The following is a 15,246-nucleotide window of genomic DNA, read 5'->3' on the forward strand; positions in this document are numbered from 1 at the left end:
GGTCTGATCCGTGGGTGCCGATCGCACTTTCGCGTACGGCGCCGCGGCCGGCCTGCTCGGCGATCTGCTCTTCGGCGACCCGCGCCGTGGACATCCCGTCGCCGTGTTCGGGCGCGCCGCGAGCGCTGTCGAGCGCGTCCTGTGGCGTGACCACCGGACCGCCGGAGCCCTGCACACCGCCGTCTGCGCGGGTGGTGCGGTGGCGCTCGGAGCGCTCGCCTCCCATGCCGTACGCCGCTCCCCCGCCGCATCCGTCGCGCTGACCGCCGCCGCCACCTGGACGGTGGTGGGCGGGACTTCGCTCGTACGGGAGGCGCGGGCCGTCGCCGCCGCGCTGGACGCGGGCGATGTGGAGGCGGCCCGTGAGCGGCTGCCGCATCTGTGCGGCCGCGATCCCCAGGCACTCGACGAGGCGGGCATCGCGCGCGCCGTGGTCGAGTCGGTCGCCGAGAACACCTCGGACGCCGTGGTGGGCGCTCTGGTCTGGGGTGCGGTGGCAGGGGTGCCCGGGCTGCTCGGGTTCCGTGCCGTGAACACCCTGGACGCGATGGTCGGCCACAAGTCACCCAAGTACCGCCGCTACGGGTGGGCTTCGGCGCGGCTCGACGATGTGGCGGGCTGGCCGGGTGCCCGCCTGACGGCCGCACTGGCCGTACTCGCCGGCGGGGACCCGCGCGGCGCGGTGCAGGCGTGGCAGCAGGACGCGGGGGCCCATCCGAGCCCCAACGCAGGCCCGGTGGAGGCCTCCTTCGCTGGCGCGCTCGGCGTACGGCTGGGGGGTGTTCTCTCGTACGGGGGTCGAGTGGAGCACCGCCCGGTCCTCAATGACGCCGGGCGCGCCGTCCAAGTGGCGGACGTCGAGCGGGCCGTGCGGCTCGCGCGCCGTGTGAACGCCCTGGCGCTCGCGGTGTGTGCGGTAGGGAGTGTGCCTGCGGGCCGGGCACGTCACCGGCTGCGCGGACATCTGCGTACCGGAAGTACAGGAAGAGGAACGTCATGAGCGGTGGGCTGCTGGTCGCCGGGACCACATCGGACGCCGGCAAGAGTGTGGTCACCGCGGGGATCTGCCGCTGGCTTGCGCGGCAGGGGGTGAAGGTCGCGCCGTTCAAGGCGCAGAACATGTCCCTCAACTCCTTTGTGACGCGCGAGGGCGCGGAGATCGGCCGGGCGCAGGCGATGCAGGCGCAGGCCGCGCGCGTGGAGCCGACCGCGCTGATGAACCCGGTGCTGCTCAAGCCCGGCAGCGACCGCTCCAGCCAGGTGGTCCTCATGGGTAAGCCGGTGGGCGAGATGAGTGCGCGCGGGTACCACGGGGGGCGGCAGGAGTCGTTGCTCGGGACGGTCGTGGAGTGTCTGGAGCAGTTGCGTGCCGAGTACGACGCGGTGATCTGCGAAGGGGCCGGGAGCCCCGCGGAGATCAATCTGCGGCGCACCGACATCGTGAACATGGGGATCGCGCGGGCGGCCCGCTTCCCGGTGGTCGTGGTCGGCGACATCGACCGTGGCGGCGTCTTCGCCTCCTTCTTCGGTACGACGGCGCTGCTCGGCAAAGAGGACCAGGAGCTGGTCGCCGGGTATCTGGTGAACAAGTTCCGCGGGGATGTCTCGCTGCTCGAACCCGGGCTCGACATGCTCAAGGGCCTGACCGGGCGGGCGACTTATGGCGTCCTGCCGTACGCGCACGGGCTCGGCATCGACGAGGAGGACGGGCTGCGGGTCTCGCTGCGCGGCGCCGTACGCGAGTCGGAGGTCGCGTCGCCGGTCGGCGAGGAACTGCTGCGGGTCGCGGTCTGTGCCATCCCCCTGATGTCCAACTTCACCGATGTGGACGCCCTCGCGGCGGAGCCCGGTGTGGTGGTGCGGTTCGTGGACCGGCCCGAGGAGTTGGCCGACGCGGATCTCGTCATCATCCCAGGAACCCGCGGCACCGTCGCGGCGTTGGAGTGGTTGAGACGGCGGGGATTCGAGCGGGCGCTGGGGCGCAGGGCAGCCGAGGGACGTCCGATTCTGGGGATCTGTGGCGGGTTCCAGATCCTGGGCGAGCACATCGAGGACGAGATCGAGTCCCGCGCGGGAGCGGTGGACGGGCTGGGCTTGCTGCCGGTCCGGGTCCGCTTCCGGCGCGAGAAAACGCTGACGCGTCCAGTGGGCAGGGCACTGGGCGAAAACGTCGAAGGCTACGAGATTCATCACGGGGTCGCCGAAGTGCTCGGTGGCGAGCCGTTCTTGGACGGCTGCCGGGTGGGCGCTGTGTGGGGGACGCACTGGCACGGGTCGCTGGAGAGCGACGCGTTCCGGCGTGCCTTCCTGCGCGCGGTCGCGGCCGACGCGGGCCGGCGTTTCGTGCCCGCGCCCGACACGAGCTTCGGTGCGCTGCGCGAGGAGCAGCTGGACCGGCTCGGCGACCTCATCGAGGAGCACGCGGACACCGCTGCTCTGCTGCAACTGATCGAGACCGGTGCGCCGCCCGGTCTTCCTTTCATCGCTCCGGGGGCACCTTCATGACGGTTCTGCTTCTGTCCACCGCCGATACGGATCTCCTTGCGGCGCGGGCGTCCGACGCGCCGTATCGCATAGGCAATCCGATGCGCGTGGACGTGGCCGATGAGCTGCCCGGGCTGCTCGACGGCGCGGACATCGCGGTGGTGCGGCTGCTCGGTGGCAAGCGGGCCTGGGAGGACGGTCTCGCGGCGCTGCGTGCGGCGGGGATCCCGACCGTGCTGCTCGGTGGCGAGTCGGTACCTGACGCGGAGTTGATGGCCGAGTCCTCGGTTCCGGCCGGGGTCGTGGCGGAGGCGCTGCGGTATCTCGTCGAGGGCGGGCCGGGGAATCTGGCCGAGCTGGCGCGTTTCCTGTCGGACACGGTCCTGTTGACGGGTGAGGGGTTCGCCGAGCCGGAGAAGATGCCGGAGTTCGGGCTCCACGGCTCGTACGCACGCGTGGCGGGGCGGCCGACGGTCGGTGTGCTGTTCTACCGGGCGCATGAGCTGTCCGGGAACACCGCGTTCGTCGACACCCTGTGTGAGGCGATCGAGGACGCGGGCGCCAATGCGCTGCCGGTGTTCTGCGGTTCGCTGCGGGGCGCGGATCCGGCGCTTTACGAGCTGGTCGGGCAGGCCGACGCGCTGGTGGCCACCGTGCTCGCCGCCGGCGGTACGCATGCGTCCGAGGCCTCGGCGGGCGGGGACGAGGAGGCCTGGGACATCGGGGCGCTCGCGGACCTGAACATCCCTGTGCTGCAAGGACTCTGCCTCACCTCGTCGCGGGCTGCCTGGGAGGCCTCTGACGCCGCGCTCTCCCCCATGGACGCGGCGATGCAGGTGGCGATCCCGGAGTTCGACGGGCGGCTGATCACCGTGCCGTTCTCGTTCAAGGAGCAGGGCCCGGACGAAGTGCCGGTGTACAAGGCCGATCCGGGGCGGGCCGCGCGCGTGGCTGGGATCGCGGTGCGCCATGCGCGGCTCGGGTACAAGCCGAATGCCGAGAAGAAGCTGGGCATCGTCTTCACCGCGTATCCGACCAAGCACTCGCGGGTGGGCAATGCGGTGGGCCTCGACACCCCCGCCTCCGCGGTGCGGGTGCTCGATGCGCTGCGGGATGCCGGGTACGGGGTCGTCGGGCATCCGGACGAGGGCGACGAGCTGATCCACCGGCTGATCGCCGCCGGCGGGCATGACGTGGAGTGGCTGACCGAGGAGCAGTTGGCGGCGGCGCCCGCGCGCGTGCCGCTGGCCGACTACCAAGCCTGGTTCGACAAGCTGGATCCCTCGTTGCGCGAAGGGATGATCGAGGCGTGGGGTGAGCCGCCCGGCTCGCTGTACGTCGACGGGGACGACATCGTGCTGGCGTCCCTGCAGTTCGGGAACGTCGTGGTGATGATCCAGCCGCCGCGCGGCTTCGGCGAGAACCCGATCGCGATCTATCACGACCCCGACATGCCGCCCTCGCATCACTACATGGCGGCGTACCGGTGGCTGGAGACTGTGACATCGGAAGGCGGTTTCGGCGCCGACGCGATCGTGCACATGGGCAAGCACGGGACGATGGAGTGGCTGCCCGGCAAGGGCCTCGGTCTGAGCGGGAGTTGCGCGCCGGACGCGGTGCTCGGCGAGCTGCCGCTGATCTACCCGTTCATCGTCAACGACCCGGGTGAGGGCACCCAGGCCAAGCGGCGCGGGCATGCCACGGTGGTGGACCATCTGGTGCCGCCGATGGCCCGGGCCGATACGTATGGCGACCTGGCCAAGCTGGAGCAACTCCTGGACGAGTACGCCCTGGTGAGCGATCTCGATCCGGCCAAGGCCCCGGCCGTACGGGCGCAGATCTGGACGCTGGTGAAGGCCGCCGAGCTGCATCACGATCTGCATGTCGACGATCAGCCGGACGACGAGGCGTTCGACGAGTTCGTGATGCATATCGACGGCTATCTGTGCGAGATCAAGGACGTGCAGATCCGGGATGGTCTGCACATTCTCGGCGGCGGTCCGGTCGGTGAGGCCCGGGTCAATCTGGTGCTCGCGGTGCTGCGGGCCTCCCAGGTGTGGGGCGGGACGGCGAACGCGCTGCCGGGGCTGCGGGCCTGTCTGGCCGAGCATTTCGGCCTGGTGGAGAAGGAGTTGCTCGCCGAGCCCGGAGCGGCCGTGAAGGTGGCGGACGGTCTGACCTCGCTGGTCGACGGGCCCGCCCGTACCGGCTCGGACGCTCTGGATCTTCTGGAACAGCTGTGCCGGCGGCTCGCGGAGGGCATGGAGGCGCAGGGCTGGCAGCTCTCGGCGGTACGAGGTCTGGTACGGGAGGTCATCGGCGTCGAACTGCCGCCCGCGGTAGCCGTGTTGGGCTTCGCGTGCGAGGAGGTCGTGCCGCGCCTGGAGCGGACCACGGACGAGATCGGGCACATCCTGCGGGCGCTCGACGGCGGGTACGTACCGGCAGGACCGTCCGGATCGCCGACGCGCGGCCTGGTGAACGTGCTGCCGACCGGGCGGAACTTCTACTCGGTCGACCCCAAGGCCATTCCCTCGCGGCTCTCGTGGGAGGTGGGCCAGGCGCTCGCCGACTCGCTCGTGGCGCGGTACCTCACGGACACGGGCGAATACCCCAAGTCGGTCGGCCTCACCGTGTGGGGCACCTCCGCGATGCGGACGCAGGGCGACGACATCGCGGAGATCCTCGCGCTGCTCGGCTGCCGGCCCGTATGGGACGACGCCTCGCGGCGCGTGACCGGGTTCGAGATCGTTCCGGCCGAGGAGCTGGGGCGGCCGCGTATCGATGTGACCGTGCGGATCTCCGGATTCTTCCGGGATGCGTTCCCGCATGTGGTGGGGCTGATCGACGATGCGGTGCGGGCGGTGGCGGAGCTCGATGAGCCGGCGGATGCGAACTACGTGCGGGCGCACGCCGACGAGGACACCGCCGAGCATGGCGACCGGCGGCGTGCGACCGCGCGGATCTTCGGGTCCAAGCCCGGCGCGTACGGGGCCGGTCTGCTGCCGCTGATCGACGCGCGCAACTGGCGCTCCGACGCGGATCTCGCCGAGGTGTACGCGGTGTGGGGCGGCTATGCGTACGGGCGTGGCCTCGACGGCCGGGCGGCGCGCGGGGACATGGAGACGGCGTTCCGGCGGATCGCGGTCGCCGCGAAGAACGTGGACACGCGGGAGCACGATCTCGTCGACGCCGACGACTACTTCCAGTACCACGGCGGCATGGTGGCGATGGTGCGCCATCTGACGGGTGAGTCGCCCGAGGCGTACGTGGGTGACTCGGCCGTGCCGGATCAGGTGAAGACGCGCACGCTCGGGGAGGAGACGCATCGCGTGTTCCGCGCGCGGGTGGTCAATCCGCGGTGGATGGCTGCGATGCGGCGGCACGGGTACAAGGGGGCGTTCGAGATGGCGGCCACCGTGGACTACCTGTTCGGGTACGACGCGACGGCCGGGGTCGTGGACGACTGGATGTACGAGAAGTTGGCGGCGGAGTACGTGTTCTCGCCGGAGAACCAGGAGTTCATGCGGAAGTCCAACCCGTGGGCTCTGCGGGGGATTACGGAGCGGTTGCTCGAGGCGGCGGATCGGTCGCTGTGGGCTGCGCCCGACGCCTCGACTTTGGAGCGGCTGCGGGAGCTGTACCTCCAGCTTGAGGGTGACTTGGAAGGTGACGGCTCGTGAGGGTTGCTGTGGTGGCGCCTGCGGCGGGCTTTTCTCCCCGCCCCGCCCCTTCCCGAAACCGGGGACTTCGCCCCCGGACCCCGATGGGGCTTCGTCCCTTGCCCCCACTGGGGGCTGCGCCCCCAGACCCCGCCATCCGAACTTCGTTCGGATCTGCTCAATCGCCGCAGGGGCTGGATGTGCCGCACAGGCTGAAAGGTGAGCTGACAGTGGAGGCCAGCGCATGAGTACCCCCTATCCCTTCACTGCCCTCGTCGGGCAGGACGATCTGCGGCTTGCGCTCGTGATCAATGCCGTCTCCCCCGCCGTCGGCGGTGTGCTGGTGCGTGGGGAGAAGGGGACCGCCAAGTCGACTGCCGTGCGGGCGCTTTCGGCGCTTCTTCCTGCGGTCGAGGTGGCGCCCGGGTGCAGGTTCTCCTGTGATCCGCAGGCTCCCGACCCGCAGTGCCCCGACGGGCCGCATGACGCGGCGGGTTCCGTCGCGCGGGACGCGCGCATGGTCGAGCTGCCCGTCGGCGCGTCCGAGGACCGGCTCGTCGGGGCGCTCGACATCGAGCGGGCGCTCGCCGAGGGTGTGAAGGCCTTCGAGCCGGGGCTGCTCGCCGACGCCCATCGCGGGATCCTGTACGTCGACGAGGTCAATCTGCTGCATGACCATCTTGTCGACCTGCTCCTGGACGCCGCGGCCATGGGTGCCTCCTACGTGGAGCGTGAAGGTGTGTCCGTACGGCATGCCGCGCGGTTCCTGCTCGTGGGGACCATGAACCCCGAAGAGGGCGAGCTGCGGCCGCAGTTGCTCGACCGGTTCGGTCTGACCGTGGAGGTCTCGGCCTCGCGCGAGCCCGACCAGCGGGTGGAGGTCGTCAAGCGGCGCCTCGCGTACGACGCCGATCCGGCCGCCTTCGCCGCGCGGTGGGCCGACGAGGAGCGGGCCGTACGGGCGCGGATCGTGGCCGCACGGGCGCTGCTGCCCTCCGTGCGTCTCGGGGACGGGGTGCTGCGGCAGATCGCCGCGACCTGTGCGGCGTTCGAGGTCGACGGGATGCGGGCCGACATCGTGATGGCCCGTACGGCCACCGCGCTGGCCGCGTGGGCCGGGCGCGAGGAGGTCACGGCGGAGGACGTACGCCAGGCCGCGCTGCTCGCGCTGCCGCACCGGCGGCGGCGCAATCCCTTCGACGCGCCCGGCCTCGACGAGGACAAACTCGACGAGACGCTCGAGGAATTCGGCCCCGATGAGCCCGAGGAGGGCCAGGACGGCCAGGACGGCGAAGGGGACGAGGATCCTGACGGGCCCGACGGGGGTGGGGGTCCGGGAGGCGGCGGTGGTCAGCCGTCCGAGGACGACGGACCTCAGCTGCCGGGGCAGGCGCGCTCCGGGCAGGACCGTGACAAGCAGGATCCGTCCGAGAGCGAGCAGCCGCAGGGCTCCCCCGGCGCCGGTGAGCAGCGGCCCGCCGCGGCCGCCGAGCCGTTCCGCACGAAGCTGCTCAGCGTGCCTGGTACGGGTGCCGGAGCGGCGGGGCGACGGTCACGGGCACGGACCGACCATGGGCGTACGACCGGGGCGCGCCGGCCTCGAGGGGCGCTCACCAAGCTGCACTTGGCGGCCACCGTGCAGGCCGCCGCGCCCCATCAGCGGGCGCGCGGGCGCGCGGGGCGTGGTCTCGTCGTGCGCAGGGACGATCTGCGGCAGGCGGTACGGGAAGGGCGCGAGGGCAATCTCGTGCTGTTCGTCGTGGACGCCTCCGGCTCGATGGCCGCGCGGCAGCGGATGAGCGCCGTGAAGGGCGCCGTCCTTTCGCTGCTGCTGGACGCGTACCAGCGCCGGGACAAGGTGGGGCTCGTGACCTTCCGGGGCGCGGCAGCGGAGGTCGCGCTGCCGCCGACGTCTTCGGTGGACGCCGCCGCCGTACGCCTGGAAGCGCTGCCCACCGGTGGACGCACTCCGCTCGCGGCCGGGCTCCTCAAGGCGCATGAGGTGCTGCGGGTGGAGCGGCTGCGCGATCCCGTACGCAGGCCGCTGGTCGTGCTCGTGACCGACGGGCGCGCCACCGGCGGGTCCGAGCCGGTGGCGCAGGCGGCGCGCGTGGCAGGACTGTTCGCGGCCGAGTCGATCGCCTCGGTGACCGTCGACTGCGAGTCGGGGCCGGTGCGGCTCGGGCTCGCCGGTCAGCTGGCGCAGGGGCTCGGCGGCGCCGTCGTCACGCTCGACGAGCTGCGTGCCGACTCCCTCGCCGGGCTCGTCAAGGACGTTCAGGACCACAGGAACCGGAGGGCCGCCTGATGCCCCAAGGACAGCCGGCCGTCGTGCCGGACGACGGACTCACCACCCGCCAGCGCCGCAACCGCCCCCTGGTCGTCGTGCATACGGGGATCGGCAAGGGAAAGTCGACGGCGGCGTTCGGGCTCGCGCTGCGCGCCTGGAACCAGGGCTGGCCGATCGGGGTGTTCCAGTTCGTCAAGTCGGCGAAGTGGAAGGTCGGCGAGGAGAACGCGCTGCGCGTGCTGGGGGCGTCCGGCGAGGGCGGCCCGGTCGACTGGCACAAGATGGGCGAGGGCTGGTCCTGGATCCAACGGGCGCCCGCCGACGGCGAGATGAGCAACGAGGACAAGGCCCGCGAGGGCTGGGAGCAGGTCAAGCGCGACCTGGCCGCCGAGACGTACAAGCTCTACGTGCTCGACGAGTTCGCGTACCCGATGCACTGGGGGTGGATCGACACCGACGAGGTGGTCTCCGTCCTGAAGGACCGGCCCGGTACGCAGCATGTGGTGATCACCGGGCGCAATGCCCCGGCGGCACTCGTGGAGTACGCGGATCTCGTCACGGACATGTCCAAGGTCAAGCACCCGATGGATGCGGGGCAAAAGGGCCAGCGGGGGATTGAATGGTGAGCCCTCTTCGTCCGGCGGGCGCCTCGGGCTCGCCGGGCGCCGCGGGCTCAGGGAGTGCCGCGGGCTCGGGAAGTGCCGCGGGCTCGGGAAGTGCCGCGGGCTCGGGAAGTGCCGTGCCGCGGTTGGTTATTGCCGCGCCCGCTTCCGGGTCCGGCAAGACGACCGTGGCGACCGGGTTGATGGCCGCGTTCACGGCGGCCGGTCTCGCCGTGTCGCCGCACAAGGTGGGGCCCGACTACATCGACCCGGGCTACCACGCGCTGGCCACGGGCCGGGCCGGGCGGAACCTGGACTCCTACCTGTGCGGCCCGGAGTTGATCGCGCCGTTGTTCGCCCATGGGGCGCGTGGCTGCGATCTCGCCCTGGTGGAAGGCGTGATGGGCCTGTACGACGGGGCGTCGGGACAGGGTGAGCTGGCCTCCACGGCCCAGGTCGCGAAGCTGCTCCGGGCGCCCGTGGTCCTGGTCGTGGACGCCTCGTCGCAGTCGCGGTCCGTGGCGGCGCTGGTGCACGGCTTCGCCTCCTGGGACCCGCAGGTGCGGGTGGCCGGCGTGATCTTCAACAAGGTCGGCTCGGACCGTCACGAGGAGCTGCTGCGCGATGCGCTGGACGAGTCCGGGGTGCCGGTCTTCGGCGCACTGCGGCGCGTGCCCCAAGTGAGCCAGCCCTCGCGGCACTTGGGCCTGATCCCGGTCGCCGAACGCTCGACGGAGGTCGTCGCGTCGGTGGCCGCGCTGGCCGAACAGGTGCGCCAGGGCTGTGATCTGGAGGGGCTGCACGCGCTGGCCCGCAGCGCACCCTCGCTGGATGTCGAACCGTGGTCGCCTGAATCGGCTCTGGCCGCGGAGTTCGCGGCGGCTGCGGGCATGGCGCCGGGCGCCGGGCTCATGGCAGACCCGGGCGTCGCTCCGGGCGCCGGGCGTGCGGCGGCCTCGGGGACCGCCCCGGGCGCCGGACATACGGCCGGCGCGGAGATCGCGGCGAGCGCCCCGTCCGTGCCCTCGCGGGCGGGGCGCAGGCCCGTCGTCGCGCTCGCCGCCGGACAGGCGTTCACCTTCTCGTACGCGGAACAGGCCGAGCTGCTGACCGCGGCCGGCGCCGAAGTCGTCCCGTTCGACCCGCTCCACGACGAGCAACTCCCGGACGGGACCCGCGGCCTGGTGATCGGCGGCGGGTTTCCCGAGGTCTACGCGCCGGACCTCTCCGCCAACGAGGCGCTGCGCAAGACCGTGGCCGACCTGGCGGCCGGCGGCGCGCCGGTGGCCGCGGAGTGCGCCGGGCTCCTGTATCTCGCGCGCTCCCTGGACGGGCAGCCCATGTGCGGCGTCCTCGACGCCGAGGCACGAATGACGGAGCGGCTGACGCTCGGCTACCGGGAGGCCGTCGCCGTATCGGACAGCGTCCTCGCGCCCGCCGGGACGCGTGTGCGGGGGCATGAGTTCCACCGCACCGTGATCGAGCCGGGTGCGGGGACGGTGCCCGCCTGGGGCATGCACGCTCCGGAACGTCGCGTCGAAGGCTTCGTACAGCAGAGCGTGCACGCGAGTTATCTGCACACGCACGCCGCCGCGCTGCCCGCCGCGGCCCGCAGGTTCGTCGAAAGGTGCACGCAGTGGACAGCGCAGTGAGCCGCAGGCTCATCGGGGTCGGAGTCGGTCCCGGAGACCCCGAGTTGGTGACGGTCAAGGGCGTACGGGCGCTGCGCGAGAGCGATGTCGTGGTGGTGCCGGTGATGGCGGCCGCGGACGGTTCGGACGGCGGGGAGCCGGGCCGCGCCGAGACGACGGTGCTCGCGTACGTGCCGCGCGAGAAGGTCGTCCGGGTGGTGTTCGCGCTCAATGAGCGGTCCGACCGCGGGCGCCGCGAGGCGGCCTGGGACGCGGCGGGAGCCCGCGTGGCGGAACTGCTCGCCGAGCACCCCGCGGTCGCGTTCGCGACGATCGGGGACCCCAATGTGTACTCGACGTTCACCTATCTCGCGCAGACCATCGGCGAGCTGGCCCCGGACGTGGCCGTGGAGACGGTGCCGGGGATCACCGCGATGCAGGACCTCGCGGCGCGCAGCGGCGCCGTACTGACCGAGGGCACCGAGCCGTTGACGCTGGTGCCGGTGACCGCGGGGTCGGCGGCGCTCAAGGAGGCGCTGGACGGTCCCGGCACGGTGGTGGCCTACAAGTTCGGCCGCCACGCGCAGGAAGTGGCCACCGCGCTGCGGGAGTCGGGACGCACCGAGGGTGCGGTGTGGGGTTCGGCGCTCGGGCTCGAGCAGGAGTCGATCCGGCCGGCGAGTGAGCTGGCCGAGGGTCCGCTGCCGTATCTCTCGACGCTGATCGCTCCGGCGCGGCGCGGGGACGGGCGGGGAGGCAAGCTGTGAGGACCGCCCCGCACGGCTCACTCCGCCGCGCCCACCACCAGCCAGATGAAGCCCACGCCCGCGATGGTGCACAGCACCGTCGACTTGGCGGGATGGTCGTGGTGCGCCTCCGGCAGGATCTCGGCCGCCGCCAGATAGAGCAGGGCGCCGCCGAAGAAGCCGAGGTAGGAGCCGAGCAGTTCCTCGGGCAGCGTGAAGAGCAGAGTGGACGCGGCGCCGACGACCGGTGCCGCGGCATCGGCGAAGAGCATGGCGACGGCTTTGCGGCGGGCGTTCCCGTACAGGCGCGTGATCGTGTACGTGTTGAAGCCGTCCGCGAAGTCATGGGTGATGACGGCGAGCGCGACGGTCAGGCCCATCGCGCTGCCCGCCTGGAACGCGGCACCGATCGCGATCCCGTCCATCAGGCTGTGCCCGACCATCGCGGACGCGGCGCCGAGGCCGACCTGCGGGACGCGTTCGCCGTCGGCGCCGTGGGCGGCCTGGCGCAGGGCGAGCAGCCGCTCCAGGAGATGGGCGGTGAGGAAGCCGCCGACGAACAGCAGCATCGCCTGCGGTACGCCCCAGACCTCCCGGCCCGCCGCGTCCATCGCCTCGGGCAGCAGATCGAGGCCGACCACACCGAGCATCAGGCCGCCGGCCAGACCGAGGACGAGGTGACGTCGGTCGGTGACGCGCTGCGCCGTCCAGCCGCCGACCAGCGTCATGAGGAACGCGCCGAGCGCGACGAACACCGCCATGCGCCTTTGCTAGCCGATCTTGCGGGCCGTCGCGCGTACGGCTCGCCGCGAGCGGCCGAGGGCACCCCGGACGGGTTGCGCCCTGGGCCGTCCCGACGCCCCGCAAACCCTCGTCGCACCGCGCCTGCCCGTACCACCCGTCGCCGCAGCACCCTTCGCTGAACCACCACCGAACCACCTGGAAGGACCCCCACCCATGGCAACCGAGGACGCTCCCGTGACCGGCAGGGTCACCTTCGTCGGCGCGGGGCCCGGCGCCGCCGATCTGCTGACGTTCCGGGCGGCGCGGGCCATCGCGGACGCGGACATCGTGATCTGGGCGGCGAGCCTGGTGCAGGCCGAAGTCCTGGAGCACGCACGCGCGGACGCCGAGATACTCGACTCCGCGACGATGTCCCTGGAGGACGTCGTCGCGGTGTACGAGCGGGCCCTGGCCGAAGGTCTCAAGGTGGCGCGGATCCACTCCGGGGACCCGGCGCTGTGGGGCGGTACGCAGGAGCAGTTGGACCGGTGCACCGCGCTCGGTCTCGAGACGGAGATCGTGCCCGGGGTCTCCGCGTTCTCCGCGGTGGCCGCGCTGGCCCGGCGCGAGCTCACCATTCCCGAGGTGGCCCAGTCGGTGGTCCTGACGCGGCTCGGCGGCGGCAAGACGCCGATGCCGCCGGGCGAAGAAGTACGGGAGTTCGCGCGGCACGGCACGACCATGGCGATCTTCCTGTCGGCCGCGCGCTCGGGGCAGTTGGTGCGCGAGCTGCTCGAAGGCGGCTATCCGACGTCGACGCCCGTCGTGGTGGCGTACCAGGCGACCTGGCCCGAGGAGCTGATCGTGCGCTGCACGGTCGGCACGCTCGAGGAGACGGTCAAGGAGCACAAGCTCTGGAAGCACACGCTGTTCCTGGTCGGCCCGGCCCTCGACGCCTCGGGGACGCGCTCGCATCTGTACCACCCCGGGCACTTCCACGGGTATCGCAAGGCCGACCCGGAGGCCCGCAGGGCGCTTCGGACGCAAGGTGCCGGGTCATGACGAGCGGGCGTGACGTGCAGATCGGCCAGGGCATGACGAGCGGGCGTGACGTGCCGATCGGGCAGGGTGTGACGAGTGGGCAGGGCATGACGAGCCCGGCCACGGGTGCGCTCGCGGTCATCGGTATGGGGGCGGGCGGTGCGCCGCTGGACGCGCGTGCGCGGGAACTTCTCGCCGGGGCCACGGTGGCCGTGGGCGGGAAGCGGCATCTGGACGCGGCCGACCTGCGGGCGGGCGTGGAGCGGATCGAGCTGGGTCCGCTAGCGCCCGCGCTCGATCTCATCGCCGAGCGCCTCGCGGACGAGGACGCGCGCGTGGTCGTGCTCGCCTCCGGCGATCCCGGATTCTTCGGGATCGTACGGGCGTTGGCGGAGCGCTTCGGTCCTGACGCCCTGGAGATACGGCCCGGGGTGTCCTCCGTCGCGGCGGCCTTCGCGAAGGCGGGCCTCGCGTGGGACGACGCCGTGGTGGTGAGCGCGCACGGCCGCGATCTGCGCACGGCCGTCAACGTCTGTCGTGCGCACCCCAAGACGGCGGTGCTCACGGGCCCGGGCGCGGGCCCCGCCGAACTCGGTGCGGAGCTGGTCCACCGGGCCGAGGACCGGGTGTTCCTGGTGGCCACGGCCCTCGGTGACCCCGAGCACGAGCGGCTGGAGCGGGTCACGCCCGCGCAGGCGGCCGAGCGGGAGTGGGACGCGGTCGGCGTGGTGCTCTGCCTGGACGAGGCGCGGGCGCTTTCGCCCGTACGTACGGTGGCCGGGCCCCGGCCGACGCCCGGCCGATGGGCGCTCGATGAAGCCGAGTTCGCGCACCGTGACTCGATGATCACCAAGTTCGAGGTACGGGCCCTCGCGCTGGCCCGGATCGGTCCACGGACCGGTGACCTCGTGTGGGACGTCGGCGCCGGATGCGGATCCGTGGCGATCGAATGCGCCCGCTTCGGGGCGGCCGCGGTGGCCGTGGAGAAGACGGCGGACGGCATCGAGCGGATCCGGGCCAATGCCGCCGCGCACGGCGTGGGCGTCCGCCCGGTGCACGGCTCGGCGCCCACCGTGCTGTCCCATCTCGCCGACCCCGACGCGGTGTTCATCGGCGGGGGCGGCCGTGAGCTGCCCGGGATCGTGAAGGCCTGTGCCCGGCGGACACGGCGCACCGTCGTGGTGGCCCTGGCGGCGCTCGACCGGGTGCCGCAGGTGCGGGCCGCGCTGGCGGAGGCGGGTTTCGCCTGCGACGGCGTGCTGTTGCAGTCCTCGCGCCTCGCGCCGCTGCCCGGCGAGGTGACCCGGCTCGCGGCGACGAACCCGGTGTTCGTGCTGTGGGGCGACCGGGTCGGTGCGGGCTCGTCGTCCGTGTCCGGCGAGGGCGAGGCGCGGCGGCGCAGGACTCTGGCGCAGGGGCCCGCCTCAGCGCTCGGCGCTCCTTCGGGAGCGCCCGCACCACAAGGGCAGCCCGGGCTCCGCCCGCACCCCGACCCCCTGGCAGAACCGCGAGAAGGAGCAGTCAAGTGATCGGCCTCATTTCCGCCACGGCGGCCGGGGCGTCGGCGTGCGCACGGCTCGCCGCGGCCTGGCCCGGGCGGGTCCGTGTGTACGAGGGCCCGGTGGGTCCTTCCGTACGGCGGGCGTTCGGCGAGTGCGAGCAGCTGGTGTGCTTCCTCGCCACGGGCGCGACGGTGCGGCTGCTCGCGCCGCTGCTCACGGACAAGGCGTCCGACCCGGGTGTCGTATGCGTGGACGAGGCGGGCCGCTTCGCGGTGTCGCTGGTCGGCGGGCACGGGGGCGGCGCGAACGCGCTGGCCCACGAGGTGGCGGAGGTGCTCGGCGCCCGGCCGGTGGTGACTACGGCGACGGATGCCGTGGGCGTGCCCGGCCTCGACATGCTGGGGCTGCCGGTGGAGGGCGATGTGGCGGGGGTGAGCCGGGCGATACTCGACGGTGAACTCGTCGACCTGGTCGCGGACTTCGGCTGGCCGCTGCCCGCGCTGCCGCCCCATGTGCGGTGGTCGCACGCACCCGGAGGGACCCACCCGGCGGACGCACCGCAGCA

The 15,246-nt window shown here is 72.5% G+C and carries 10 protein-coding genes and 1 pseudogene; 10 read left to right on the plus strand and 1 reads right to left on the minus strand.

The window, feature by feature from the left end:
- Window positions 1–10: 10 nt before the first annotated feature.
- The 7 genes from ABT367_RS07290 (at window position 11) to cobI (ending at window position 11,436) form a co-directional block, all read left to right on the plus strand.
- Window positions 11–1,000: a cobalamin biosynthesis protein gene (locus ABT367_RS07290; protein ID WP_352250489.1), complete on the plus strand. Its 990-nt coding sequence runs from the start codon at window positions 11–13 to the stop codon at window positions 998–1,000.
- The gene (locus tag ABT367_RS07295) at window positions 997–2,505 is read left to right on the plus strand and encodes a cobyric acid synthase (protein ID WP_352250491.1); all 1,509 of its coding nucleotides are present in this window, start codon (window positions 997–999) and stop codon (window positions 2,503–2,505) included. The genes ABT367_RS07290 and ABT367_RS07295 overlap by 4 nt, the downstream gene beginning before the upstream one ends.
- Complete coding sequence (cobN, locus tag ABT367_RS07300; RefSeq protein ID WP_352250493.1) at window positions 2,502–6,167, plus strand: cobaltochelatase subunit CobN; 3,666 nt, start codon at window positions 2,502–2,504, stop codon at window positions 6,165–6,167. Before ABT367_RS07295 ends, cobN begins: the two co-directional genes overlap by 4 nt.
- A gap of 223 nt (window positions 6,168–6,390) precedes the next feature.
- Entirely contained in the window at window positions 6,391–8,454 is a 2,064-nt protein-coding gene (locus ABT367_RS07305; protein ID WP_352250495.1) for a putative cobaltochelatase, read from the plus strand.
- Window positions 8,454–9,062, plus strand: coding sequence for a cob(I)yrinic acid a,c-diamide adenosyltransferase (gene cobO, locus ABT367_RS07310; RefSeq protein ID WP_199552340.1), 609 nt, complete (start codon window positions 8,454–8,456; stop codon window positions 9,060–9,062). The genes ABT367_RS07305 and cobO overlap by 1 nt, the downstream gene beginning before the upstream one ends.
- Window positions 9,056–10,690, plus strand: a complete 1,635-nt coding sequence (locus tag ABT367_RS07315) for a cobyrinate a,c-diamide synthase (protein ID WP_434975418.1) — start codon at window positions 9,056–9,058, stop codon at window positions 10,688–10,690. Before cobO ends, ABT367_RS07315 begins: the two co-directional genes overlap by 7 nt.
- A complete protein-coding gene (cobI, locus tag ABT367_RS07320) occupies window positions 10,687–11,436 on the plus strand; it encodes a precorrin-2 C(20)-methyltransferase (RefSeq protein WP_352250506.1) in 750 nt (249 codons plus the stop codon). The genes ABT367_RS07315 and cobI overlap by 4 nt, the downstream gene beginning before the upstream one ends.
- Window positions 11,437–11,453: 17 nt before the next feature.
- Here cobI and ABT367_RS07325 read toward each other — a convergent pair whose 3' ends face one another.
- Window positions 11,454–12,176: a ZIP family metal transporter gene (locus tag ABT367_RS07325; RefSeq protein WP_352250499.1), complete on the minus strand. Its 723-nt coding sequence runs from the start codon at window positions 12,174–12,176 to the stop codon at window positions 11,454–11,456.
- A gap of 196 nt (window positions 12,177–12,372) precedes the next feature.
- On the opposite strand from ABT367_RS07325, the gene cobM reads away from it, so the two are divergent.
- The 3 genes and pseudogenes from cobM to ABT367_RS07340 all read left to right on the plus strand — a co-directional run.
- Window positions 12,373–13,200: a precorrin-4 C(11)-methyltransferase gene (cobM, locus tag ABT367_RS07330; protein ID WP_352250500.1), complete on the plus strand. Its 828-nt coding sequence runs from the start codon at window positions 12,373–12,375 to the stop codon at window positions 13,198–13,200.
- 86 nt (window positions 13,201–13,286) lie between these two features.
- Window positions 13,287–14,708, plus strand: coding sequence for a precorrin-6y C5,15-methyltransferase (decarboxylating) subunit CbiE (gene cbiE, locus ABT367_RS07335; protein WP_434975421.1), 1,422 nt, complete (start codon window positions 13,287–13,289; stop codon window positions 14,706–14,708).
- Window positions 14,705–15,246 (plus strand): annotated as a pseudogene (locus ABT367_RS07340) (precorrin-3B C(17)-methyltransferase); the annotation flags it as partial. The gene cbiE and the pseudogene ABT367_RS07340, both read left to right, overlap by 4 nt.

The organism is Streptomyces mesophilus, from assembly GCF_040300965.1.
GTDB lineage: Bacteria > Actinomycetota > Actinomycetes > Streptomycetales > Streptomycetaceae > Streptomyces > Streptomyces mesophilus_A.

What these genes read in the sequence shown, in the direction of transcription:
- ABT367_RS07315 (WP_434975418.1), top strand. Translation starts at nt 9,056, where the DNA reads ATGGTGAGCCCTCTTCGTCCGGCGGGCGCCTCGGGCTCGCCGGGCGCC.
- cobO (WP_199552340.1), top strand. Translation starts at nt 8,454, where the DNA reads ATGCCCCAAGGACAGCCGGCCGTCGTGCCGGACGACGGACTCACCACC.
- ABT367_RS07325 (WP_352250499.1), bottom strand. Translation starts at nt 12,176, where the DNA reads ATGGCGGTGTTCGTCGCGCTCGGCGCGTTCCTCATGACGCTGGTCGGC.
- cbiE (WP_434975421.1), top strand. Translation starts at nt 13,287, where the DNA reads ATGACGAGCCCGGCCACGGGTGCGCTCGCGGTCATCGGTATGGGGGCG.
- ABT367_RS07295 (WP_352250491.1), top strand. Translation starts at nt 997, where the DNA reads ATGAGCGGTGGGCTGCTGGTCGCCGGGACCACATCGGACGCCGGCAAG.
- cobM (WP_352250500.1), top strand. Translation starts at nt 12,373, where the DNA reads ATGGCAACCGAGGACGCTCCCGTGACCGGCAGGGTCACCTTCGTCGGC.
- ABT367_RS07305 (WP_352250495.1), top strand. Translation starts at nt 6,391, where the DNA reads ATGAGTACCCCCTATCCCTTCACTGCCCTCGTCGGGCAGGACGATCTG.
- cobN (WP_352250493.1), top strand. Translation starts at nt 2,502, where the DNA reads ATGACGGTTCTGCTTCTGTCCACCGCCGATACGGATCTCCTTGCGGCG.